Origin of the sequence: Streptosporangium sp. NPDC002524, from assembly GCF_040295985.1 — a bacterium.
In the GTDB taxonomy this organism is placed as follows: Bacteria; Actinomycetota; Actinomycetes; order Streptosporangiales; family Streptosporangiaceae; genus Streptosporangium.
This window is the reverse complement of sequence record NZ_JBEOWK010000022.1, coordinates 30,729-53,132: the sequence shown is the minus strand read 5'-3', so window position 1 is coordinate 53,132 and position 22,404 is coordinate 30,729. Positions and strand designations below refer to the sequence as shown.

21 protein-coding genes and 1 riboswitch are annotated in these 22,404 nt (G+C 70.9%); of the genes, 13 read left to right on the top strand and 8 right to left on the bottom strand.

Going from position 1 to position 22,404, the window contains the following annotated elements; translation table 11 throughout:
* Positions 1–207 precede the first annotated feature (207 nt).
* The 5 genes from ABT053_RS31765 to ABT053_RS31745 all read right to left on the bottom strand — a co-directional run bounded on the left by ABT053_RS31765 (position 208) and on the right by ABT053_RS31745 (position 6,199).
* Positions 208–1,191, bottom strand: a complete 984-nt coding sequence (locus ABT053_RS31765; RefSeq protein WP_350974132.1) for an ABC transporter ATP-binding protein — start codon at positions 1,189–1,191, stop codon at positions 208–210.
* A 71-nt stretch (positions 1,192–1,262) separates the two neighbouring features.
* Entirely contained in the window at positions 1,263–2,264 is a 1,002-nt protein-coding gene (locus ABT053_RS31760; RefSeq protein WP_350973993.1) for an ABC transporter ATP-binding protein, read from the bottom strand.
* Positions 2,265–2,278: 14 nt separating this feature from the next.
* Entirely contained in the window at positions 2,279–3,259 is a 981-nt protein-coding gene (locus ABT053_RS31755) for an ABC transporter permease (RefSeq protein ID WP_350973991.1), read from the bottom strand.
* Between the two features lie 123 nt (positions 3,260–3,382).
* Entirely contained in the window at positions 3,383–5,179 is a 1,797-nt protein-coding gene (locus ABT053_RS31750; RefSeq protein WP_350973989.1) for an ABC transporter substrate-binding protein, read from the bottom strand.
* An 18-nt stretch (positions 5,180–5,197) separates the two neighbouring features.
* Entirely contained in the window at positions 5,198–6,199 is a 1,002-nt protein-coding gene (locus tag ABT053_RS31745) for an ABC transporter permease (RefSeq protein ID WP_350973987.1), read from the bottom strand.
* Between the two features lie 353 nt (positions 6,200–6,552).
* Here ABT053_RS31745 and ABT053_RS31740 point away from each other — a divergent pair, with 353 nt between their 5' ends.
* The 5 genes from ABT053_RS31740 to ABT053_RS31720 all read left to right on the top strand — a co-directional run bounded on the left by ABT053_RS31740 (position 6,553) and on the right by ABT053_RS31720 (position 11,345).
* Positions 6,553–7,368, top strand: a complete 816-nt coding sequence (locus ABT053_RS31740; RefSeq protein WP_350973984.1) for an oxygenase MpaB family protein — start codon at positions 6,553–6,555, stop codon at positions 7,366–7,368.
* A gap of 180 nt (positions 7,369–7,548) precedes the next feature.
* Positions 7,549–7,679: riboswitch (FMN riboswitch) on the top strand.
* A gap of 565 nt (positions 7,680–8,244) precedes the next feature.
* On the top strand, positions 8,245–8,880 hold the full coding sequence (locus ABT053_RS31735; RefSeq protein WP_350973982.1) for a riboflavin synthase: 636 nt from the start codon (positions 8,245–8,247) through the stop codon (positions 8,878–8,880).
* Positions 8,881–9,023: 143 nt separating this feature from the next.
* Entirely contained in the window at positions 9,024–10,241 is a 1,218-nt protein-coding gene (locus ABT053_RS31730; RefSeq protein WP_350973980.1) for a bifunctional 3,4-dihydroxy-2-butanone-4-phosphate synthase/GTP cyclohydrolase II, read from the top strand.
* A gap of 40 nt (positions 10,242–10,281) precedes the next feature.
* The gene (gene ribH, locus ABT053_RS31725) at positions 10,282–10,752 is read left to right on the top strand and encodes a 6,7-dimethyl-8-ribityllumazine synthase (protein ID WP_350973978.1); all 471 of its coding nucleotides are present in this window, start codon (positions 10,282–10,284) and stop codon (positions 10,750–10,752) included.
* Between the two features lie 134 nt (positions 10,753–10,886).
* Positions 10,887–11,345: a PH domain-containing protein gene (locus ABT053_RS31720; protein WP_350973977.1), complete on the top strand. Its 459-nt coding sequence runs from the start codon at positions 10,887–10,889 to the stop codon at positions 11,343–11,345.
* A 161-nt stretch (positions 11,346–11,506) separates the two neighbouring features.
* Here the strand turns inward: ABT053_RS31720 and ABT053_RS31715 are convergent, their stop codons facing one another.
* A complete protein-coding gene (locus tag ABT053_RS31715; protein WP_350973975.1) occupies positions 11,507–12,175 on the bottom strand; it encodes a potassium channel family protein in 669 nt (222 codons plus the stop codon).
* Positions 12,168–13,508 carry a TrkH family potassium uptake protein gene (locus tag ABT053_RS31710; protein WP_350973974.1) on the bottom strand — a complete coding sequence of 447 codons (1,341 nt, stop codon included), beginning with the start codon at positions 13,506–13,508 and terminating at the stop codon, positions 12,168–12,170. The genes ABT053_RS31715 and ABT053_RS31710 overlap by 8 nt, the downstream gene beginning before the upstream one ends.
* Before the next feature lie 177 nt (positions 13,509–13,685).
* On the opposite strand from ABT053_RS31710, the gene ABT053_RS31705 reads away from it, so the two are divergent.
* The 4 genes from ABT053_RS31705 (at position 13,686) to ABT053_RS31690 (ending at position 17,700) form a co-directional block, all read left to right on the top strand.
* Positions 13,686–14,582 (top strand): AAA family ATPase, encoded by an 897-nt coding sequence (locus tag ABT053_RS31705; protein ID WP_350973972.1) that lies wholly within the window; start codon positions 13,686–13,688, stop codon positions 14,580–14,582.
* A 166-nt stretch (positions 14,583–14,748) separates the two neighbouring features.
* The gene (locus tag ABT053_RS31700) at positions 14,749–15,819 is read left to right on the top strand and encodes a vWA domain-containing protein (RefSeq protein WP_350974130.1); all 1,071 of its coding nucleotides are present in this window, start codon (positions 14,749–14,751) and stop codon (positions 15,817–15,819) included.
* The gene (locus ABT053_RS31695) at positions 15,812–16,921 is read left to right on the top strand and encodes an XdhC family protein (protein WP_350973971.1); all 1,110 of its coding nucleotides are present in this window, start codon (positions 15,812–15,814) and stop codon (positions 16,919–16,921) included. The genes ABT053_RS31700 and ABT053_RS31695 overlap by 8 nt, the downstream gene beginning before the upstream one ends.
* A 200-nt stretch (positions 16,922–17,121) precedes the next feature.
* The gene (locus ABT053_RS31690) at positions 17,122–17,700 is read left to right on the top strand and encodes a nucleotidyltransferase family protein (protein WP_350974127.1); all 579 of its coding nucleotides are present in this window, start codon (positions 17,122–17,124) and stop codon (positions 17,698–17,700) included.
* 212 nt (positions 17,701–17,912) lie between these two features.
* Here ABT053_RS31690 and ABT053_RS31685 read toward each other — a convergent pair whose 3' ends face one another.
* Positions 17,913–18,806 carry an endonuclease/exonuclease/phosphatase family protein gene (locus tag ABT053_RS31685; RefSeq protein WP_350973970.1) on the bottom strand — a complete coding sequence of 298 codons (894 nt, stop codon included), beginning with the start codon at positions 18,804–18,806 and terminating at the stop codon, positions 17,913–17,915.
* A gap of 202 nt (positions 18,807–19,008) precedes the next feature.
* Here ABT053_RS31685 and ABT053_RS31680 point away from each other — a divergent pair, with 202 nt between their 5' ends.
* The 4 genes from ABT053_RS31680 to nusB all read left to right on the top strand — a co-directional run bounded on the left by ABT053_RS31680 (position 19,009) and on the right by nusB (position 22,312).
* Positions 19,009–20,049, top strand: a complete 1,041-nt coding sequence (locus ABT053_RS31680; protein WP_350973967.1) for an LLM class F420-dependent oxidoreductase — start codon at positions 19,009–19,011, stop codon at positions 20,047–20,049.
* Positions 20,050–20,179: 130 nt separating this feature from the next.
* Positions 20,180–21,316: a M24 family metallopeptidase gene (locus ABT053_RS31675; protein ID WP_502991906.1), complete on the top strand. Its 1,137-nt coding sequence runs from the start codon at positions 20,180–20,182 to the stop codon at positions 21,314–21,316.
* Between the two features lie 25 nt (positions 21,317–21,341).
* On the top strand, positions 21,342–21,902 hold the full coding sequence (efp, locus tag ABT053_RS31670) for an elongation factor P (RefSeq protein ID WP_344747378.1): 561 nt from the start codon (positions 21,342–21,344) through the stop codon (positions 21,900–21,902).
* Complete coding sequence (gene nusB / locus ABT053_RS31665) at positions 21,902–22,312, top strand: transcription antitermination factor NusB (protein WP_344747379.1); 411 nt, start codon at positions 21,902–21,904, stop codon at positions 22,310–22,312. The genes efp and nusB overlap by 1 nt, the downstream gene beginning before the upstream one ends.
* Positions 22,313–22,404 lie beyond the last annotated feature (92 nt).

Sequence of the window (22,404 nt, the reverse complement as noted above, 5' to 3'; positions counted from 1 at the left end):
GGGCGGGCCCCACGTGGGGCCCGCCCTTCGCCGTCCGAAATCCACCGAGGCCCCCCGAAATCCACCGAGATCCACCGAGGCCCGCCGAGCCCCGCCGCGATCCTCGGGAGGCCGTGATCGGCCACGGCGGACCGGGACGCTGCCGGGACGACGGGAGACGGAGGCAGGGGAACGAAGACCGGGGGAACCGGGGAAGGGGCGGCGCGGTCAGCCCTGCAGGGCCGGGTCCAGCACCACGTCCTGGCCGTGCACGGTCGGCTGCTCGGGGAAGTGGCAGGCGGTCAGGTGACCCTCCTTGTTCCCCTCCAGCCTGACCAGCGGGGGCTCCTCGGTCGCGCACTTGTCCTGGGCCTTCCAGCAGCGGGTGCGGAAGCGGCAGCCGGACGGCGGGTTGATCGGGGAGGGCACGTCCCCGGCCAGGCGGATGCGTTCGCGCGGCTCCCCGTCCTCCAGCACCTCGGGCACCGCCGACAGCAGCGCGTGGGTGTAGGGGTGGCGGGGGCGCTCGTACAGGGAGGCGCGGTCGGCGACCTCGACGATCTTGCCGAGATACATGACCGCGACCCGCTGGGAGAAGTGCCGCACGATCGCGAGGTCGTGCGCGATGAACAGGAACGCGATGCCCATGTCCCGCTGGAGCTGCTGGAGCAGGTTGACGACCTGCGCCTGGATGGAGACGTCGAGGGCGGAGACCGGCTCGTCCGCGATGATCAGCTTGGGGTTCAGGGAGAGCGCGCGGGCCACCCCGATGCGCTGCCGCTGACCGCCGGAGAACTCGTGCGGGAAGCGGTTGAAGTGCTCGGGGTTGAGCCCGACGATCTCCAGGAGCTCCCGCACCCGGTTGTCCCTGCCGCCCGGGGGGTTGATGCCGTTGATCTCCATCGGGCCGCCGACGATGGTGCCCACCGTGTGCCGGGGGTTCAGCGACGAGTACGGGTCCTGGAAGATCATCTGGATCTCGGCCCGGATCGGCTTCAGCTCCCTGCGCTTGGCGTGGCCGATCTCCCGCCCGGCGTACTTGATGCTGCCCGCGGTGGGCTCCAGCAGCCGGGAGGCGAGCCGCCCGGCGGTGGACTTGCCGCAGCCGGACTCGCCGACCAGGCCGAGCGTCTCACCGGCGTGCACGGTCAGGTCGATGCCGTCCACCGCGTGGACCTTGCCGACCTGGTGCTTGAAGATGACACCGCCCATCACCGGGAAGTGCTTCTTCAGGCCGGACAGCTCCAGCAGCGCCTCGCCGCGGGGTTCACCGGTTGTCTCGCTCACTTTTGGATCTCCCTCTTCTGGGCGAGGGTCAGGTAGCACGCGTCGCCGTGGCCGCGGTGCGGGGACAGTTCGGGCCGCTCGGAGCGGCACAGCCCGGGACCGGCCAGCTCCATGAAGTCGCACCGGGGGTGGAAGGGGCAGCCGGACGGGACGTTGATCAGGCTCGGCGGGGTGCCGCGGACCGGCCGGAGAGGCACGTCCACCGGGGCGTTCAGGCGGGGCATGGAGGCGAGCAGACCCCAGGTGTAGGGGTGGCGGGGCTCGTGGAGGACCTCCCTGACGGTCCCGCGCTCGACCGCCCGCCCGGCGTACATCACCAGCACGTCGTGCGCGGTGTTGGCGACCACGCCGAGGTCGTGGGTGATCAGGATGATCGAGGCCCCCGTCTGGTCCTGGAGCTCCTTGAGCAGGTCCAGGATCTGGGCCTGCACGGTGACGTCCAGGGCGGTGGTGGGCTCGTCGGCGATCAGCAGGTCCGGGTCGCACACCAGCGCCATCGCGATCATCGCGCGCTGCCGCATGCCGCCGGAGAACTGGTGGGGGTAGTCGTCCACCCTCGTCTTCGGCTGGGGGATGCCGACCCGCGTCAGCATCTCGATCGCGCGGTCCCTGGCCTCGGAGCGGCTCGCGCCGGTGTGCTTGCGGTAGACCTCGGAGATCTGCTTGCCGATGGTGTGGTACGGGGAGAGCGAGGTCAGCGGGTCCTGGAAGATCATCGCGACCTTGTTGCCGCGGAGCTTCTCCATGGTGGACCGGGAGGCGCCGATCAGCTCCTCGCCGTCCAGCCGGATCTCCCCGCCGATCTTGGTGGTCTCCGGGTTGTGCAGGCCGAGCACGGTCAGGTTGGTCACCGACTTGCCCGAGCCGGACTCGCCGACGATGCCCAGCGTGGTGCCCTTCTCCACGTCGAAGGAGAGCCCGTCCACCGCGTGGACGACGCCGTCCTCGGTGTGGAAGTCGACGGTCAGGTCACGGACCGAGAGGAACGGAGTTGACACTTTCTTCAAGGCTCCTAGCTCAGCCGCACGCGGGGGTCGATGAAGGCGTACATGATGTCGACGACGATGTTGAAGACGACGATCGCGGCGGCCGCGACGAGCACCGTCGCCATCAGCATGGGCAGGTCGGAGTTGGTGACCGCCTTGACCGACAGCTGGCCGAGCCCCTGGAGGCCGAAGGTCTGCTCGGTGATGATCGCGCCGCCGATCAGCGCGCCGAGGTCCACACCGAAGATCGTGATGATGGGCGTCAGCGTGCCGCGCATCGCGAAGCGCATCACGACGCTGCGGCCGGACATGCCCTTGGCCCGCGCGGTGCGCACGTAGTCCTCGCTGAGCTGCTCCACCATCGTCGAGCGGGTCATGCGGGTGTAGTTGGCGGTGAAGATGATCGCCAGCACCAGCCACGGCAGCAGCAGGCCGGTGGCCCAGCCGACCGGGTCCTGGGTGAACTCCACGTACTTGGGACGCCAGAAGATCTGGTTCTGGTAGACGAGGAAGTACAGGGCGAGGGTGCCGATGAAGTAGATCTGCACGGAGGCGCCGATGAGGGACGACACGCTGGCGATCTTGTCCAGCGGCTTGCCCTGCCGGAGCGCCGCGATGATGCCGGTGGCCACGCCGAAGGTGAGGAAGACGACCGCGGCCCCGATGGTGAGCGAGATGGTCAGCGGGAGCCGGTCCAGGATCGTCTCGAACACCGGCGCGCGGTTGACGAAGGAGAAGCCGAGGCAGGGGGCGGGACAGTCGCCCAGGCCCCCGTAGTCGCGGCCGACGAAGATTCCGGCCAGCCAGGCCACGAACTGGGCGAACAGGGGCTGATCCAGTCCCAGGTTGTGCCGCGCCTGCTCCAGCAGCTCCGGCGGGCAGACCTTGCCGCAGGCGAGTCTCGCCGGGTCGGCGGGCACGGCGAAGAAGAGGAAGAACGTGACCGCGGAGATGATCACGAGTGTGACCGCGGCGCCGAGCATGCGGCGAGTGATGAATGGAAGCATTGCCTGTTTTCCCGAGGTGGCTGGGACCGCTGGGGCCGGTGAGGCCCCTGGCCGTGGCCCGGCGAGGATGTCGTCATCCCCGCCGGGCCACGGCCGTCGGTTCTCCTACGGTTTCGTGAGCCGTTACTGCTTCACGAAGATGCTGTTGGGCGAGACGACCCATGACTGCGGGTCGATCTCGGCGCCACCGACCTTGGAGCCGTGGAGGGTGTTGGCGATCCGGTTCTCGGCGACGACCAGCGGGGTGATCGTCTCCTGGATCTTCTTGTCCAGCGCCATCCACGCCTTGTTCTGGGCGTCGATGTCGGTGAGGGCGGTGATCTCCTCCATCTCCTTGGTGACGGCCTCGTCCTTCAGGTGCGAGTAGTTCGGCGCACCGTCGGCGATCGGGCCGAAGATGACGGGCAGGACCGTCGTGCCGGACGGCCAGTCGGCGCCCCAGCCACCCCAGTACAGGTCGAACTCGTTCTTCACCTTGCCGATGGAGTCGTAGTAGGTCTTACGGTCCAGGGGCTTGGCCACGACCTTGATGCCGGTCTTCTCCAGGGCGTTCTTGATCACGACGGTGATCTGCTCCTGGAGCGGCGTCTGGTTGTAGGCGTAGACGATGGTCGGCGTCGGGTTGGTCGACTCGGCGAGCAGCTGCTTGGCCTTCTCGACGTCGCCCTCGGGCTTGGTCTCCTTGCCGAACAGGTCGTAGGACTCGTAGCCGACCGTGGTGTTCTCGTTCAGGATCGTGGTGGGCAGCGCCGCCGCGGCCGGGCCGCCGTAGACCTGCTGGATCTGCTTGGACGGCCACGCGTGGTTGATGGCCTGGCGGATCTTGGGGTCCTTCACCCGGTCAAGGTTGAAGTAGTAGTAGTTGCCGTACGGCGAGGGGCTCTTCATCAGGCGGGGGGCCAGGCTGGCGTCGCCGAGCACCTGCTGCAGACGCTCCGGCGGGACGGTCGCGTAGAAGGTGAACGCGGTCTGGTCCGGGCCGGTGTCGGCGATCAGGCGGTCGGTGATCTGCAGGTTCTCCTGGCCGAACTCCAGACGCCAGGCGTCGGGGTAGGCGCCGCGGATCGGGTCGGTGGCGGGGTCCCAGTTGGGGTTGCGCGCCAGCTCCATCGACTTGTCGACGACGTGGCTCTTGATGATGTACGGGCCGCTGGAGACGGGCTTCTTGTCGTACTGCTCCTTGGTGTCCTTCTCCTTCGGCACGATGCCGTAGCCGCCCATGGCGAAGGCGTAGTTGGCGTCGGCGTGCGGGGACTTGAACTTGTAGACGATCGTCTTGTCGTCCGGCGTCTCGATGCTGTCAAGGCGCTTGCCGTCGTACGGGCCCTGGTAGGCCTTCTTGTGGTCGACCTCGGTCAGCCACTGCTGGATGTAGGTCGGGCCCTGGGTGACGAACGAGGCGAACGTCCGCTCCATGCTCCACTTCACGTCCTCGGACGTGATCGGGGTGCCGTCCTCCCACTTCACGCCGTCCTTGAGGGTGAAGGTCCAGGTCTTGCCGCCCTCGGAGGAGGTGCCCGAGTCGGTGGCGAGGTCGCCGACCAGCTTGTAGTCGCCGGGGCCGACGCGCTTGTAGCCGGTCAGGGTACGGCCGATGAGCAGGCCGAAGTTCGACATCGTGTTGACGTAGACCTGGGCGGGGTCGAGGTGGCCGATGTCGTCACGGTCGATCATCGTGACGGTGCCGCCCTTGACGACGCCCTCGGGCTCGATCGCCGGGCCCTTGGAGTCGTCGGCCGTGCCGACGGTGATCGTCGGCGGCTTGTAGGACGGGGCGGCGGCGGGAGCTCCCTCGCTGGGCGCGCCGGACGCGCCGCTGGGGGCCGCGGGCGCGCCCTGGTTGCCCTGGGCGCAGGCACCGGTGAGTGCGAGTGCGCCTATGGCGAGTACGGCCATCGCTGACCGCGTACGGACTTTCATCTTTCTCCTATTTCCGAACTAGCGCTTGAGCTTGGGGTCGAAGGCATCGCGAACCGAGTCACCCAGGAGGTTGAACGCGATCACGAAGATCAGGAGGGCGACACCGGGGAAGATCAGGTAGGTGATGTCGTTCTGGTAGATCTCGGTGCCGCGGCGGAACATGCGGCCCCAGTCGGGAATGGGCTCGATCATGCCGACGCCCAGGAAGGACAGCGCCGCCTCCGCCGTCACCAGCGCGGGGAGCAGCAGCGTCGACTGGATCAGGATCGGGGTCCAGAGGTTCGGCAGCAGTTCCTTGAAGACGATCCTGGCGGGGGAGGCTCCGGTGACCTTCGCGGCCTCGACGAACTCCCGCTCGCGCAGGGAGAGCACCTGGCCGCGCAGCAGGCGGGCGAGGCCGGCCCACTGGAACACCGTCAGCGCGATCACGAGGGTGACCGCCCGCAGCCAGATCGGCGTCTCCTCGTCCGGCCTGACGAACAGGTTCTCCACGACCGGCATGAACGCGATGATGAAGAGCACCGAGGGGAACGACAGGACGATGTCGATCAGGCGGCCGATGAAGTAGTCGGTCTTGCCCCCGGCGTACCCGGCGACGATGCCCATCACGATGCCGATCGCCGTCGCGATGATCGTCGCGGTCACCGCGATCGACAGGGAGGTCCTGATCCCGTAGACGAGCTGGGTGAACACGTCACGGCCCAGGCCGGGCTCGATGCCGAACCAGAACTCCGAGCTGATGCCGCCGTTGGGCAGGATCGGGTAGCCGTAGTCGTTCAGCAGGCCCGGCGTGTCCTGGCCGTACAGGACGTAGGGGTCCTTGCCGTACAGCCAGGCGATGACCGGCGCGAGGAGCGCGACCAGGAAGAAGAAGATCACCACCACGGCCGAGGCGATGCCGGTACGGTCACGCCGGAAGCGCAGCCACATCAGCTGCCCGGGGGAGCGGCCCACCGTCTCCGGTGTCTTCGCCGCCAGTACCTCCCCGGTCGTGGTCGTGGCTGGTGCAGGGATGGTCATCGTGCGGGGGCTCCCAACGAGCATGACTGAGCGGGATCCCTGGAACCATTGCAAAGCCGCCCATGACAATCAATGGGCTGGTCATTACTCATTTTTTTGTTGTATAACGTCCACCTGTTTGTGGCTGCAATTCCGTTGACGTGGATAGGGGGTGACGTGGGAAGATAGGGCTCCCGAAGGCCGGTTTTCACGGATTTGTGACACATTCATGACGTGTCCGTGACGGCTTTGTCCGGGTATGGACCTGCTTGTGTCACAAGCCCGATACAGTGTTACAGGCTCAAGACACGGGGTGTGCCGGGCCGCTTCGCGGGGTAACCCTCCTCTTGCCGCGAGGCCGGGAGGTGTAGAGCATGGATCACGGCCTGTTCGGACCCGATTCGGTGACCTGGAAGGTTATGGGCGAGCGGATCCTGCTCGTCGCGGGCTTCCGCGCGCTGCTCATGCAGGGCCTGCACCCCCGGGCGATGCGCGGGGTCGCGCAGAACTCCGCGCTGATGGACCCGGCCGAGGCCTGGTCCCGCTTCGTGCGCACCACCGAGTTCGTCCGGGTGCGCATCTACGGCACGACCGAGGAGGTCGCCCGCGCCGGGGCCAGGGTGAGGAAGATCCACGCGAGCCTCACCGCCCTCGACCTCGACACCGGCGAGCGGTTCCGCCTCGACGACCCCGACGCGCTGCTCTGGGTCCACGTCGGCGAGGTCGACTCCTACCTGTCGGTCGCCCGGCGCGCCGGGGTGCGGCTGACGGACGAGGAGGCCGACAGGTTCGTCGCCGAGTGGCGCCGCGCGGCCGAGGTGGTCGGCCTGCGCGCCGAGGACGTGCCCGGCTCGGTCGGCGAGATGGACGACTACATCCGGGCCCGCCGCCCCGGCCTCTACTTCGTCCCCGAGGTGGCCCACCCGCTCCTGCGGTCGCTCAACGCGCCGCTCCCGGCCCGCCTCACCCCGCTCAAGCCGATGTTCCCCATGCTCACCGTGCTCGCCTTCGCGACCCTGCCGCGCTGGGCCCGCAGGCTGTACGGCCTGCCCGCGACCCCGCTGGGCGACCTGTGGGCGACGGCCTCCCTGCGGACCCTGCAGACCGGGATCGGCCTGGTGCCCGAGCCGGTGCGCTACTCCCCGGACGCGCGGAGGGCGCGCAGGGCGGTGGCCGAGCGCGCGGCATGACCGTCGCGTGACCACTGGGTAACCGCGGCGGCGTAACCATGGCGGCGTGAGTGCACCAAGTGCTCGGTCGTTCCACATCATGGAAGGTGTGCCGCCCGGTTTTCCGGACATGGCACACTGGTAGTGGTAGTGGAGGGCGAATCGCCCGCGGTGCGCCCTCCGCGAGAACAAGAAGCAGAGCAGCGTGCTCCGGGGTCGGTGAAATTCCGAGCCGGCGGTTACAGTCCGCGACCCGGTCGAAGCCATCGACCGGTTGACCTGGTGAAACTCCAGGACCGACGGTTAAAGTCCGGATGGGAGGAAGCGCGCGAGCGGAGAGTGTCTTCGGGCACCCTCCGCTGATCGGGTGTATGCACCCGTTGATCCCCCGGGGCCCGCCGTGGCAAAAAGCTACTGGCGAGTAGGAGACCTCGGGTGACTGATCCGGCGCGGACGCGCCAAGTGGCCGGGCGCGCCCCTCACGGGCGCGGCGCCGTCGGCCCCTGCCGTTTTTCGTGTTACCTACGTTCCCCGTCCGGCCGTGTCCGGCCCCGACGTGGCGACATATCCCCTTTATTCCCCATATCCCCCTTTTTCGGCCTCTTTTCCGGCGCGCCCCGCCTCCCGGAGGCACGCCCTTCCCGACCCCGCCTGTCCGGGCTCCGCACGCCCGGATCCCGCACGCCCGGATCCCGTACGCCCGGATCCCGCATGTCCGGATCCCGCGCGCCCGGATCCCTGCCGTCCGGGCTCCGCGCCTCCGGGCTCCGCGCCTCCGGGCTCCGCGCCTCCGGACCCCGTACCTCCGGGTCCCGCACGTCCGGATCCCGTACCTCCGGACCCCGGACGACCTTCCCGTGCCCGGCCGTCCGGGCGGTCCCCCAGAAGGAGCTGTGAATGTTCACCGGAATCGTCGAAGAACTGGGAGAGATCGCCGGGATCGAGCCGCTGAGCGACGCGGCCCGGCTGTCGATCCGCGGCAAGACGGTCACCTCGGACGCCGGGCACGGTGACTCGATCGCCGTCAACGGCGTCTGCCTGACCGTGGTGGACGTCGAGGGCGAGGTGTTCACCGCCGACGTGATGAAGGAGACCCTCGACCGCAGCTCCCTCGGCGCGCTGGGCCCCGGCTCCCCGGTCAACCTGGAGCGCGCGGTCCGCGCCGACCAGCGGCTGGGCGGGCACATCGTGCAGGGCCACGTGGACGGGACGGGTGTCCTGCTCTCGCGGGAGCCCGCCGAGCACTGGGAGGTCGTGCGGATCTCCCTCCCGCCGGAGCTCGACCGCTACGTGGTCGAGAAGGGCTCGATCGCGGTCGACGGCATCAGCCTGACCGTCATGGGCGTGGGCTCCGGCGGCTTCGCGGTCAGCCTGATCCCCACCACCCTCGGCCTGACCACCCTCGGCGCGAAGCGGCCGGGCGACCCGGTGAACCTGGAGGTCGACGTGATCGCCAAGCACGTGGAGAAACTCGTCGGCGCGTACACCACGACAGAGCAGGCAGAGCAGGCAGGGCAGGTGGAAAGGCCGTGAACCACCTCCAAACAGAACCCGAGGCCGCCGGGACCGGGAGCCCGCGGCGAGACCCGGCCGGAGGTGCCGGAGACACCGGCCGGATTCGGCGACCGGCCCAAGGAGCGGCGGCCGCAGGCCGTGCCCCCCACCGAGGAGACCCCGTGATCAAGCTGGACCCGGTCGAGCGGGCGATCGCCGACATCCGCGAGGGCAGGGCCGTCGTGGTCGTCGACGACGAGAACCGCGAGAACGAGGGCGACATCATCTTCGCCGCGTCCAAGGCCACCCCTGAGCTGCTCGCCTTCACCATCCGGCACAGCAGCGGCGTGGTCTGCGTGCCGATGCGCGGCGAGGACCTCGACCGGCTCGGCCTGCCGCTGATGGTCTACGACAACAAGGAGCGCCTGCGCACCGCGTACACGATCAGCGTGGACGCCAGGGACGGGGTGAGCACCGGCATCTCCGCCGCCGACAGGGCCCGCACGATCCGCGCCCTGGCCGACTCCGCGACCGAGCCGTCTGAGCTGGTGCGGCCGGGGCACGTCTTCCCGCTCCGCTACCGCGAGGGCGGCGTCCTAGCCCGGCGCGGCCACACCGAGGCGTCCGTGGACCTCGCCAGGCTCGCCGGGCTGAGCGAGGCGGGCGTGCTCGCCGAGGTCGTCAACGACGACGGCACCATGATGCGGCTGCCGGAGCTGCGCGACTTCTGCGACGAGCACGACCTCGCGCTCGTCTCGATCGAGCAGCTGGTCGAGTTCAGGCGCAGGACCGAGCGGATGGTGACCAGGGTTGCCGAGACGCGGCTGCCGAACAGGTACGGCGAGTGGCGGGCCTACGGCTTCGCGAGCGCGCTGGACGGCGGCGAGCACCTGGCCCTCGTCCTCGGCGACATCGACGACGGCGAGAATGTCATGGTCCGGGCGCACTCCGAGTGCCTGACCGGCGACGTGCTCGGGTCGCTGCGGTGCGACTGCGGGGTGCAGCTCGACCACGCCATGGCACGGATCGCCGAGGAGGGGCGGGGCGTGGTCGTCTACCTGCGCGGGCACGAGGGACGCGGGATCGGCCTGCTGGCCAAGCTGAGGGCGTACAGCCTGCAGGACGCCGGCAGCGACACCGTCGACGCCAACCTGGAGCTCGGGCTGCCGGTGGACGCCCGGGAGTTCTCCAACGCCGGGCAGATTCTCGCCGACCTGGGCGTGAAGTCGATCCGGCTGCTCACCAACAACCCGGCCAAGCTGCGCGGCATGGACGGCTACGGCATCAAGGTGCTCGGCCGCGAGCCCATGCCGGTGGCGATGAACCCGTACAACGAGAAATACCTGTCGGCCAAGCGCGACCGCCTCGGCCACGAGATTCCCAGGGAAGAAGAAGCATGAGCGAACGAGCAGGCCGGGCGAGCGGGCGCGGGGTGATCGCGTGAGCGGCGAGGGGCGGCCGGTGGCCGGGGCCGTCGAGGCGAGGGGGCTGACCGTCGGCGTCGTCGCGGCCCGCTGGCACGAGAAGATCACCGATCAGCTCGTGGCGCGGGCCGAGCGGGCCGGGGGCGACAGCGGCGCGGAGGTGACCGTGGTGCGGGTGGCCGGGTCGCTGGAGATCCCGGTCGTGGCGCAGGCCCTGGCCAGGAAGTACGACGCGGTCGTCGCCCTCGGGGTCGTGATCCGCGGTGAGACCCCCCACTTCGACTACGTGTGCGACTCCGTCACCTCGGGCCTGACCCGGGTCTCCCTCGACGAGGAGGTCCCGGTCGGCAACGGCGTGCTGACCTGCGAGTCCCTCGACCAGGCCCTCGACAGGGCGGGGCTGCCCGGCAGCCACGAGGACAAGGGCTACGAGGCCACCGTCGCCGCCCTGGGGACGGCGCTGCTGCTGCGGGAACTCCGCTCCTAGTCCCGCCTCGCGGGACCGCCCCGCCGTGCCTCGTGATCGGCCCGGCGGGGCCGTGCGGTAGGTTTCCCTCGGCACCGTGACCAGCCGTCACAGCCGTTCCGACCGGTGGTTTCCCGAAGGATCGTGATCTGAGAGTGAGCCCGGAGAGCGTCTCCCCGCCCCCGCTGCCCGTCGTGTGGCGGCCCAGGAAGGGGCGGATCGCGGCCTACGGCTTCGCGGGCCTGATCATGTTCGGCGCGGTGCTGATGGCGGTCTTCCTGTCCGAGCCGTTCACCCTGGCCGACAGGATCGCGATGATCGGGCTGGGCGGGGTGGTCGCCTGGGTCCTGCACCTGCTGGGGCGGGTCCGGGTGGAGGCCGACGAGGAGGGCGTCACCGTCGTCAACCCGCTGCGGACGCACCGCTACGAGTGGCCCGAGGTGCTGGGGGTCACCCTCGTCGACCACGAGCCCTGGGCGAAGATCGACTTCACCGACGGGGCCACGGTCGGCGCGATGGGCCTGCAGGGGTCGGAGAAGGACCGCACGGTCCGCCAGGTCCGCGAGCTCGCCGCCCTCATCAGGGAGCGCGGAGAGGCGTCGGAGACCCGCTGAGCCGCCGTACGAGGGCCCGGGGCCCGGATCCCGGCTCCGCGCCGGACGGCGCCGGACGAGGGCCCAGGGGCCGGATTCCGGCCCGCGCCGGACGAACCGGGCCCGCCGGTGATCGAGCCGCCGCCGCGTGAGCGCCCGGGGCCGGGGCCGGGATCCCGCGCTCAGGTCTCCTCGGCGAACCGCTCGGCCTTGTCGGTGTCGCCCGCCACGAGCAGGGTGTCGCCGCTCTGGATCACCGTCTCCGAGGTGGCGTACGTGAACTTGCCGCCGGGTTTCTTGACCCCGACCACGGTGACCCCGTACTTGCTGCGGACGCCCAGGGCGCCCAGGCTCTTGCCGTCCGCCCACCGGGGCGCCATGGTCTTGATCATGGCGTAGTCCTCGTCGACCTCCACGTAGTCGAGCATCCGCCCGGTGACCAGGTGCGCGACCCGCTCGCCCATGTCGTGCTCGGGCTGCACCACGTGGTGCGCGCCGACCCGCTGCAGGATCCGGCTGTGCTGCAGGCTGATCGACTTGGCCCAGATGTCGGCCACCCCCAGGTCGGCCAGGATCGAGGTGGTCAGGATGCTCGCCTCGATGTCGGTCCCGATGCCGACCACGGCCCGGCCGAACTCGCCGATGCCCAGCTGGTCGAGCGCGTCGGGATCGGTGGAGTCGGCGCACACCACGTGGGTGAGCCGCCCGGAGAACTGCTGCACGTTCTTGGCGTCGCTGTCGACGCCGAGCACCTCGACGTCGCGGCCCACCAGCTCCACCGCGAGCGCGCCGCCGAACCGGCCGAGACCGATCACCACGACCGCGTCGCCGCGGTCTCTCTTGTCAACCAACGAGGGGACGCTCCTCCGGGTATCGGAACCGACGGGTCTGGACGTGCAGCGCCAGCGCGGCGCCGAGGGTCACCGGGCCGAGCCGCCCGACGAACATCAGGAGGGTCAGGATCAGGTGCCCCATGGTGCCGACGTCGGCGGTGATCCCGGTCGACAGCCCCACCGTGCCGAAGGCCGAGATCACCTCGAAGAGTACGCGGTCCAGCTTGAACGGGGTCACCGTCATCAGCGCGAACGTGCCCACGGCGACCGACGCCACGCTCAGCAGGGCGATCGTCAGCGCCTGCCGCTGGAGCTGCTCGGGGATGCGGCGGCGGCCCGCCGAGACGTCGGGCTCGCCGCGCAGCTCGGCGATGATCACGAACCCGAGGAGCGCGAACGTCGTCACCTTGATGCCGCCGCCGGTGCTCGCGCTGCCCGCCCCGATGAACATCAGCACGTCGCTGATCAGCCAGGAGTTCTCGCTCATCTGGGAGGTGTCCACGGAGTTCAGGCCACCGCTCCGGGTCATCGCGCTGTGGAAGAACCCGGCCATGATCCGCAGTCCGGGGGAGAGGCCGCCCATCGTGCCGGGGTTGTTCCACTCGGTGACGGTGACGGCCACCGCCCCGCCGAACAGCAGGACGGCGGTCATGCCCAGCGTGATCTTGGCGTGCAGCGTCCAGCGGGCCGGGCGGCGCCAGTTCTGCCGCAGCACGGCGTAGACGGGGAAGCCGAGCCCTCCGGCGACCACCGCCAGGATGAGCGGGAGACAGATCCACGGATCGGTGACGAACCGCATCATGCTGTCGGGCCAGAGCGCGAACCCGGCATTGGTGAACGCCGAGATCGCATGAAAAATCCCGTAATAGACGGCGCGGCCGACCGGTTCCCCGTACCCGATCACGAAGCGGGCGGCGAGCACCGCGGCGGTCAGCGCCTCGGCGACCAGCGTGACCTTGGCGACCCCCACGATCACCCGCCGCACGTCGCCGGGACCGAGGGTCTTGGTCTCGGCCTGGGTGTTGAGACGGGCGCGCAGGCCGAGCTTGCCGGAGACGACCACCGCGAGGATCGAGGAGAGCGTCATGATCCCGAAGCCGCCGATCTGCATCAGCACCAGGAGCACGATCTCGCCGAAGAACGACCAGTGCGCCGCGGTGTCGTGCACGGCGAGCCCGGTCACGCACACCGCGGAGGTGGCGGTGAACAGGGCCGACGTCCACGAGGCGCTCTGGTCCCCCTCGACCGCGACCGGCAGCGACAGCAGCCCCGTGCCGGTGAGGACCACCGCCAGGAACGCCACCACGACGACTCTGGACGGGGTGTTGATCTGGTCGAGCAGGTTCTTCACAGGGGGTGACAATACTTCTTTCCGGGAGGGCGGCAGTATGCCCTCCGGCTCGCCGGTCTCCGAGATCTCGGCGAACCCCCGCCGCGTGACCGGCGCGCCACCGGGTTCCCGGCGATTGCCGGATCCGGGGGCGGCGTGATCACACGAGGACCCGGCCGCCGGGCGTAGCCTGAGGTGGTGGTGAGGCGGACAATCGAGGCATCTGATGTGGAGTCGCCCGCGCAGCTGGCGGAGCTGCTCGACGAGCGGTCGTACCTGGCCGGTACGGGGCTCGTCACGGCGGCCTTCCTCGCGCTGCGGATGGGCCGCCCGCTGCTGCTCGAAGGCGAGGCGGGAGTCGGCAAGACCGAGCTGGCCAGGACCCTGGCCGAGGTGCTCGGGGCGCCGCTGATCCGCCTGCAGTGCTACGAGGGGCTCGACGCCTCCCAGGCGCTCTACGACTGGGACTTCGCCCGCCAGCTGCTGCACCTGAAGGCGGCGGAGGCGGGCGGTGTCACCGACGCCGCCCGGCTGGAGGGCGAGGTCTACGACCGGAGGTTCCTGATCGCCAGGCCGCTGCTGAAGGCGATCGAGACCCAGCCCGCGGTGCTGCTCATCGACGAGGTCGACCGGGCCGACGTGGAGTTCGAGGCGATCCTGCTGGAGGTGCTCTCGGACTTCGCGATCTCCGTCCCCGAGCTCGGCACCATCCGCGCCGCCCGGCCGCCGGTGGTCGTGCTCACCTCCAACCGCACCCGCGAGGTGCACGACGCGCTGAAGCGGCGCTGCCTCTACCACTGGCTGGAGCACCCCTCCTTCGACAGGGAGGTGGCGATCCTGCGCAGGCGGCTCCCCGAGTGCTCGGGGAGCCTGGCCGAGCAGGTGGCCACGGCGACGGGACGGCTCCGCGAGGCCGATCTGATCAAGCCGCCGGGGATCGCCGAGACCCTCGACTGGACCGAGGCGCTCCTCGCCCTCGGCGCCCGCGAGCTCGACCCCGACCTGGCGGCGGCCTCGCTGGGCGCCCTGCTCAAGCACAGGGAGGACCACGAGACGGTGCTCGGGAACGGATTCTTCGGTGCGTCCCGGCGCTGACGACCCGCCCCCCGCGAAGGTTCCCCCCGACGCGGGGACCCCACCCGTCACCGGGGCCCCGTCCCCTGCCCTCCGGACCTCCCCGCTCTCCCCGGCCTCCCGGACTTCCCCGACCGGAACCGAGACCGGGGCGGGGGCCGAGGCCGGGGAGGACCTGGTGGCGGTCATGACCGGTTTCGCGAGGACCCTGCGCGCCGCCGGGGTGCCCGCCGACCACGAGCGCACCCAGAACCTGCTGCGCGCGCTCTCCCACCTGGACGCCTCCAGGCCCGACGACGTCTACTGGGCGGGCCGGATCACGCTGTGCGCCTCGGCCGACGACCTGCCCCGCTACGACCGGGTCTTCCGGGCCTACTTCGGGGGACTGCGCGCGGGCCGCGCGAGAGCCGCGGCGATCACCGTCACCCGGCACACCGCGGCGCGGCCGGGGGTGCGCGCCGACCGGGGGGAGAGCGGTGAGCCCCCGGCCCTCGCGGCGACCGCGAGCGCGACGGAGGTGCTGCGCACCCGCGACGTGGCCGGGATGACGGCCGCGGAGCTCGCCGAGGCGCACCGGCTGCTCGCCCTGCTGCGGGCGGGCAGGGAGCGGCGCCCGTCGCGGCGTTTCCGGCCCTCGCGCCGGGGGCGGCTGGACGGCAGGGCGACCATCCGCGAGACCCTGCGCAGGGGCGGGGAGACCGCCGGGCTGCGCTACCGCGCGCACCGGACCAGGCCCCGCAGGGTCGTGCTGCTGATCGACGTCAGCGGCTCCATGACCCCGTACGCGGACACGCTGCTCCGGCTCGCCCACGCGCTGGTCAGGGCGGAGCCGAGGGCCACGGAGGTGTTCAGCGCGGGTACCCGGCTCACCCGGCTCACCTCCGAGCTGCGCCACCGCGACCCGGCGGCCGCGATGGCCGCCGTCTCCCGGGCCATTCCCGACTGGAGCGGCGGCACCCGCCTGGGGGAGGAGCTCCGGCGGTTCCTGGCGCTGAGCGACGCGGCGGGAGCGGTGGTGGTGATCGCCTCCGACGGCTGGGAACGCGGCGACGTCTCGCCGCTGGGGGCGGAGATGGCCCGGCTGTCCAGGACGGCCCACCGGGTGATCTGGGTGAACCCGCACAAGGGCAAGGAGGGCTACGAGCCGCTCACCGCCGGGATGCGGGCCGCGCTTCCCCACATCGACGACTTCGTGGCCGGGCACAGCCTGGCCGCGTTCGAGGAACTCGCGAGGCTGCTGGGAGGCACGCATGCGTGACGTCTTGTCACAGATCCTGAGGTGGTGGGAGGCGGGGGAGACGTTCGGCCTCGCCACCGTGGTCGACACCTTCCGCAGCGCGCCCCGCCCGCCGGGGGCGTCCATGGCGGTGCTCGGCGACGAGGCCGAGGGCAGCGTCTCCGGCGGCTGCGTCGAGGGCGCCGTCTACGAACTGGCCAAAGAGGTGGTCTCCTCGGGCGCGCCCGTCCTGCAGCGGTACGGCGTGAGCGACGACGAGGCCTTCTCCGTCGGCCTGACCTGCGGCGGCATCCTGGATATCCTCGTCGAGCCCGTCTCGAAGGAGACCTTCCCCGAGCTGGGGGCGGTCGCCGCCTCGGTGCTGCGGCGCGAGCCGGTGGCGGTGGCGACCGTCCTGTCGGGGCCGGGCGTGGTCGGCACCCGCCGGGTCGTCTGGCCCGACCGCTCCTCCGGCTCCCTGGGCGTGACCCGGCTGGACGACGCGGTGGACGACGACGTCCGGGGCATGCTGGCACAGGGGCTGACGGGCGTGCGCAGGTACGGGGCCCGGGGGCAGCGGCGGCTCGACGAGCTTTCGGTCTTCGTGCAGTCCTTCGCGCCGCCGCCCCGGATGCTGGTCTTCGGCGCGATCGACTTCGCCGCCGCGGTCGCCAGGGTCGGCAAGTTCCTCGGCTACCACGTGGTCGTGTGCGACGCCCGGCCGGTCTTCACCACGGCCAAGCGCTTCCCCGAGGCCGACGAGGTGATCGTCAAGTGGCCGCACGACTATCTCACCTCGACCGTCGTGGACGAGCGGACCGCGATCTGCGTGCTCACCCACGACCCCAAGTTCGACGTACCCCTTCTCGAGGTCGCCCTGCGCACGTCGGCCGGATACGTCGGCGCGATGGGCTCGCGCCGCACCCACGAGGACCGGCTGGCCAGGCTCGCCCAGGCTGGGCTGGGCGAGGCCGAGCTGAAGCGGCTCCGCTCGCCGATCGGGCTGGACCTGGGCGCGCGTACGCCCGAGGAGACGGCGATCTCCATCGCCGCCGAACTGATCCAGCTGCGCTGGGGCGGTTCCGGCCGGCCGCTGACCGACGGTTCCGGCAGGATCCACGGCGAGGGACCGGGCGGCGCGTGAACGAGGACGCGGAAACCCCGGCGGGAATCCCGGCGGGAACCTCGGAGGGGCCCGAGGCGGGACCTCCTCGGGAGGCGTTCGCCAAGGGCGCTGCCGAGGGCACTGCCGGGGACACGACAGGGGACACGGCCGGGGAGACGGCCGAGGACACAGCCGAGGACACGGCGGGGGAGCCCCGGGGCCCGGCGGGCGGGCGGCCGGTGAGCGCCGGGCTGCTGCTGGCCGCCGGGTCGGGCTCGCGGCTCGGCACTCCCAAGGCGCTGGTGGAGTTCCACGGGGAGCGGCTGGTGGACCGGGGGGTGCGGGCGCTCCACGACGGAGGCTGCCGTCCCGTGGTCGTGGTGCTCGGCGCGGCCTCCGTACGGGTGCGGGGAGCGGTGACCGTCCACAACCCGCACTGGGACTCGGGGATGGGTTCCTCGCTCAGGGCCGGCCTGGACGCGATCCCCGCGACCGCCGGGCACGTGGTGATCGCCCTGGTGGACCAGCCGTTCGTCGGCCCGCGGGCGGTGCGGCGGCTCGTCGACGCGGCGGCGGAGGGCGCCTCGGTCGCCGTCGCCACCTACGGCGGCGCGCGGCGGAATCCGGTGCTGATCGCCAGGGAGCACTTCGAGGAGGTCGCGAGGCTCGCGACCGGCGACGCCGGTGCCCGCCCGTTCCTGAGGGCCCACCCCGAGCTGGTGGTCGCGGTCCCCTGCGACGACGTCGCCGACCCCGCCGACATCGACACCCCGGCCGACCTGTCCGCACTCCGGGCCCGCCCGGACCCCGCCACCTGAACCACCTCAAGCCACGCGAGCCGTGTGAGCCGCCGAGCCGGGTGAGCCGTCGGATCCGTTGAGCCCGAGACGATCCTGGCCCGAGCCCTCAAAGCGTGTGAGCCGTCGGACCCGCCAAGCCTGAAACGGTCCCGGCCCGAGCCGTCCCGGACATCGAGGTCACCCTCGCCCGTGCCGTCCGGACCTCCCGGACCTCCCGAACCCCCGGTCTCCTAGGCCGCCAGGCGCAGTGAGGCGACGGCGGCGCGGTGGTCGCTGCCCGCGGCCCGCTCGACGCCCGCCCTGGTGGCGATCATGCCTCGGTAGAGGATGTGGTCGGGCCGGGTGACGGGGAAGGACGCGGGCCAGGTGAAGCCGAAACCCGTACCGGCCTCCTGCTGGGCGTCCGACAGCGGCGGCACCAGGCCGGAGCGCTTGCGGTCGGTGGTGGCGGTGTTGAGGTCGCCGAGCAGCAGCAGGTGCTCGCTGTCGTCCTTGTCGATCATCCTGCGGGCGTAGGAGAGGGTCTCGTCGCGCTGGGCGGTCTGGCCGGGGCGGGCGGAGGCGAGGTGCATGACGTACACGGTGAGCCTGCCCTTGGGGGTGACGACCACCGCGCGCAGCGCCCGTGCCCAGTCGAGGCCGATGTCGGCCTTGCGGGACTCGGCGATCGGGAAGCGGCTCCACAGGCCGACCGTGGCGATCCGGTAGCGGTAGGGGAAGCGGTCGTTGAGGACCTTCGCGGCCGGGCCGCCGACGGTCAGCTCCTGCACCGCGACCAGGTCGCGGTCCTTGGAGACGGACCGTATGGCGTCGGCCGAGTCGGCGTTGGTCGCGCCGACGTTGAGCGTGGCGACCGACAGGTCGCTGGGCCCGCCCGGCGGGCTGCGCAGCAGCGTCGGGCCGAACATGAGGCCCCACACGGTCGCCGGGACCAGCGCGGCGAGGATCACCTGCCAGGAGCGGGTGGCCAGCGCGCAGACCAGCAGGACCGGCACGGCGACCCCGAGCCAGGGGAGCAGGCTCTCCAGCACGGGTGTGAAACCGCCCAGCTCAGGCAGGAGCCGGTGCCCCCCGAGAATCAGGGCGAGCGTTCCCGCCGTCACGACGATCGACTGCCTCAGCACACCGCTCCTCGTCCACCCTCCGAGGGGCATCCGCCCCCGGAACGTCCGCCCCTCCGGGGTCCCCTACCCCGGAATGCGTAGGCTACCGGCCCGGCGGCGACGGCGCGGGGCTTGGTGCTTCGGCGGTGAGTCGATAACCTTTGTCGCCGAGACAACGGAACAACATTCGGTTTCGTCGGCACCGCGGAAGGACGATCTCACGATGCGCATCGGTATGGCCCTGAACTACTCGGGGGGCTTCAAGGAGACGGTGGCCGAGCTGGCCGACTACGAGAAGGCCGGTCTCGACATCGTCTTCGTCGCCGAGGCCTACAGCTTCGACGCGGTGAGCCAGCTGGGCTACATCGCCGCGAGGACCGAGAGGCTGCAGATCGCCTCCGGCATCCTGCCGATCTACTCCCGCACCCCCGCCCTGCTGGCCATGACCGCCGCGGGCCTGGACTACGTCTCCGACGGCCGCTTCACCCTCGGCCTGGGCGCCTCGGGCCCGCAGGTCGTCGAGGGCTTCCACGGCGTCCCGTACACCGCGCCGCTCGGCCGCACCCGCGAGGTTATCGAGATCTGCCGCCAGGTCTGGCGGCGCGAGCGCCTGACCTACGAGGGCAGGCACTACACCGTCCCGCTCCCCGCCGGGGAGGGGACCGGCCTGGGCAAGCCGCTGAAGCTCATCAACCACCCGGTCCGCGAGCGCATCCCCGTCGTGATCGCCGCCATCGGGCCCAAGAACGTCGAGCTGTCCGCCGAGCTGGCCGAGGGCTGGGAGCCGATCTTCTACGTCCCGGAGAAGGCCGCCGACGTGTGGGGCGCCTCCCTGGCGGCGGGCAGGGCCAGGCGGGACCCGGCGCTGGGCGAGCTGGACGTGATCGCCCAGGCCTCGCTCGCCATCGGCGACGACGTCTCGGGCTGGCTGGAGCTGGGCCGCCCGATGGCGGCCCTCTACATCGGCGGCATGGGCGCCAGGGGCAGGAACTTCTACAACGACCTCGCCCGCAGGTACGGCTACGAGAAGGAGGCCGAGCAGATCCAGAACCTCTACCTGGACGGCAAGAAGGACGAGGCCGCCGCGCTCGTGCCGTACGAGCTGCTGGAGAAGATGTCCCTGATCGGCCCCGAGGGGCACGTCCGCGAGCGCCTGCAGGCCATGCGCGAGTCGGGCGTCACGACCGTCAACGTCACCCCGCTGGCCGGCACGCACGAGGAGCGCGTCCGGCTCATCGAGAGGGTCAGGGAACTCGCCTCCTGATCTCCGTTCCCCCTGGCCGGTGGGCGGACACACATCCGTCTTCCCGTTCCCCCGTCTCTCGGCGGACGGGTAAGCGACCGGCGCGGACACCCGGCCAGCGGGGCGACATCCGGTCAAAGTGGTTAATAGCATGCGTGCCATGACCGCCACCCACAACCGTCGCCGCGCGAACCTCGCGGCCCTGCTGCCCGCTCACGAGGCGGACGCGATCCTGGTCACCGGCGGCGTGAACGTGCGCTACCTGACCGGGCTGGCCAGCTCCAACGCGGCCGTCCTGGTCAGGGCGGACGCCACCGCCACGCTGGCCACCGACTCCCGCTACATCGGGGCCGCCCGGCGCGTCTGCGCCGACATCGAGGTGATCGAGGAGTCCGACGTCGCCGGGGCCCTGCTGCCGGAGAGCGGCCGGACGGGCATCGAGGCCGACCACATGTCCGTCGCCGACTACTTCCGGCTGGGCGGGGAGCCCCTGCGCCTGTCCAAGGTGGTCGAGTCGGTGCGCATGGTCAAGGACGACGCCGAGCTCGGCCTCATCCGTACCGCGTGCGAGCTCACCGACCGCGCCTTCGCCGAGGTCCTGCCCGAGCTGCGTCCCGGGCTCACCGAGAAGGAGGTCGCCAGGGCGCTGGAGCGCCGCATGGTCGAACTGGGCGCGGACGGGCTCGCCTTCGACTCGATCGTCGCGAGCGGGCCCAACGGCGCGGTCCCGCACCACTCGCCCTCGGACCGGCCGCTGGAGCGCGGGGACCTGGTCACCATGGACTTCGGGGCCCTCTACCGGGGCTACCACGCCGACATGACCAGGACCGTGGCGATCGGCGAGCCCGCGGGGTGGCAGCGCGAGCTGTACGACCTCGTCCGCGCCGCCCAGCGGGCCGGCCGCCTGGCCGCGAGGGCCGGCGCCGCGCTCCACGAGGTGGACGCCGCCGCCCGGGACCTGATCAAGGAGGCGGGGTACGGGGAGTTCTTCAAGCACGGTCTCGGCCACGGCGTCGGGCTGCAGATCCACGAGGAGCCGTTCCTGTCCCCGAGAAAACCGGAGGACACCGCGGAAAGGCCGGAGGACCTCGGGGAGCCGGGACGATCTTCACGAGAGCCGGAGCGCGACCATGAGCACGCTAGACTAGAGGATCGAGTTCCGGTAACCGTTGAACCCGGGGTTTACCTTCCCGGCAGGGGCGGCGTCCGCATCGAGGACACGCTCGTGGTGCGCGACGGCGGGCCGGAACTTCTCACACGGACGACCAAAGAGCTGCTCGTCCTTTAAGAGCGGCCGTACGCAGGAGAGACTAGTGGCGACGACGAACGACCTCAAGAACGGCCTGGTGCTCAAGCTCGACGGCGGTGAGCTCTGGGCCGTCGTGGAGTTCCAGCACGTCAAGCCCGGCAAGGGCGGCGCGTTCGTCCGTACCAAGCTCAAGAACGTGCTATCGGGCAAGGTCGTCGACAAGACCTTCAACGCGGGCGTCAAGGTCGAGGTGGCCAACGTCGACAAGCGCGAGATGCAGTTCTCCTACATGGACGGTGACGACTACGTCTTCATGGACACCGAGAACTACGACATGCTCCACGTCACCAGGGTGGCGGTCGGCGACTCGGCCAACTACCTCCTGGAGAACATGCTGGCCACCGTGGCGATCAACGAGGGCAACGTCCTCTACGTCGACCTGCCCGCGGCCGTCGAGCTGATCGTCGCCGAGACCGAGCCCGGCCTCCAGGGCGACCGCTCCACCGGTGGCACCAAGCCCGCCACGCTGGAGACCGGCGCCGAGATCAAGGTGCCGCTCTTCATCACCACCGGCGAGAAGGTCAAGGTCGACACCCGCACCGGCGATTATCTCGGCCGCGCCTGATGTCGGCACGAGGTAAGGCGCGCAGGCGCGCGCTGGACATCCTCTTCGAGGCCGAGGCGCGTGGCGAGGACCCGCTCAGCGTCCTCGCCGAGCGTCTCCAGCGGGCCGAGCCGCCCGTGAACGAGTACACCACGACGATCGTCGAGGGCGTGTGCAGGCACCGGGCGCGCATCGACGAGCTGATCACCACCTACTCCGAGGGCTGGACGCTCGACCGCATGCCGGCGGTCGACCGCAACCTCCTGCGCGGCGGCACCTACGAGCTGCTGTGGATGCCCGACGTCCCCGAGGGCGTCGTCATCAGCGAGTGGGTCAGCCTGGCCTCCGAGCTGTCGACCGACGAGTCGCCGCAGTTCGTCAACGGGCTGATGGCCCGTTTCAAGCAGCTCAAGCCCTCCCTGGCGCTCTAGCTCTAGCTCTAGCCGCCCCGCTCCGGCCGCCGTCACGGGGAGCCCGGACCTCCGGTCTCCCCGCCCGGCGCCCCCGTCCCCGCCCCGGCGCG

What these genes read in the sequence shown, in the direction of transcription:
- nusB (WP_344747379.1), top strand. Translation starts at nt 21,902, where the DNA reads ATGTCGGCACGAGGTAAGGCGCGCAGGCGCGCGCTGGACATCCTCTTC.
- ABT053_RS31700 (WP_350974130.1), top strand. Translation starts at nt 14,749, where the DNA reads ATGACCGGTTTCGCGAGGACCCTGCGCGCCGCCGGGGTGCCCGCCGAC.
- ABT053_RS31740 (WP_350973984.1), top strand. Translation starts at nt 6,553, where the DNA reads ATGGATCACGGCCTGTTCGGACCCGATTCGGTGACCTGGAAGGTTATG.
- ABT053_RS31735 (WP_350973982.1), top strand. Translation starts at nt 8,245, where the DNA reads ATGTTCACCGGAATCGTCGAAGAACTGGGAGAGATCGCCGGGATCGAG.
- ABT053_RS31750 (WP_350973989.1), bottom strand. Translation starts at nt 5,179, where the DNA reads ATGAAAGTCCGTACGCGGTCAGCGATGGCCGTACTCGCCATAGGCGCA.
- ABT053_RS31695 (WP_350973971.1), top strand. Translation starts at nt 15,812, where the DNA reads ATGCGTGACGTCTTGTCACAGATCCTGAGGTGGTGGGAGGCGGGGGAG.
- ABT053_RS31680 (WP_350973967.1), top strand. Translation starts at nt 19,009, where the DNA reads ATGCGCATCGGTATGGCCCTGAACTACTCGGGGGGCTTCAAGGAGACG.
- ABT053_RS31745 (WP_350973987.1), bottom strand. Translation starts at nt 6,199, where the DNA reads ATGACCATCCCTGCACCAGCCACGACCACGACCGGGGAGGTACTGGCG.
- ABT053_RS31765 (WP_350974132.1), bottom strand. Translation starts at nt 1,191, where the DNA reads ATGGGCGGTGTCATCTTCAAGCACCAGGTCGGCAAGGTCCACGCGGTG.
- ABT053_RS31755 (WP_350973991.1), bottom strand. Translation starts at nt 3,259, where the DNA reads ATGCTTCCATTCATCACTCGCCGCATGCTCGGCGCCGCGGTCACACTC.
- ABT053_RS31675 (WP_502991906.1), top strand. Translation starts at nt 20,180, where the DNA reads ATGCGTGCCATGACCGCCACCCACAACCGTCGCCGCGCGAACCTCGCG.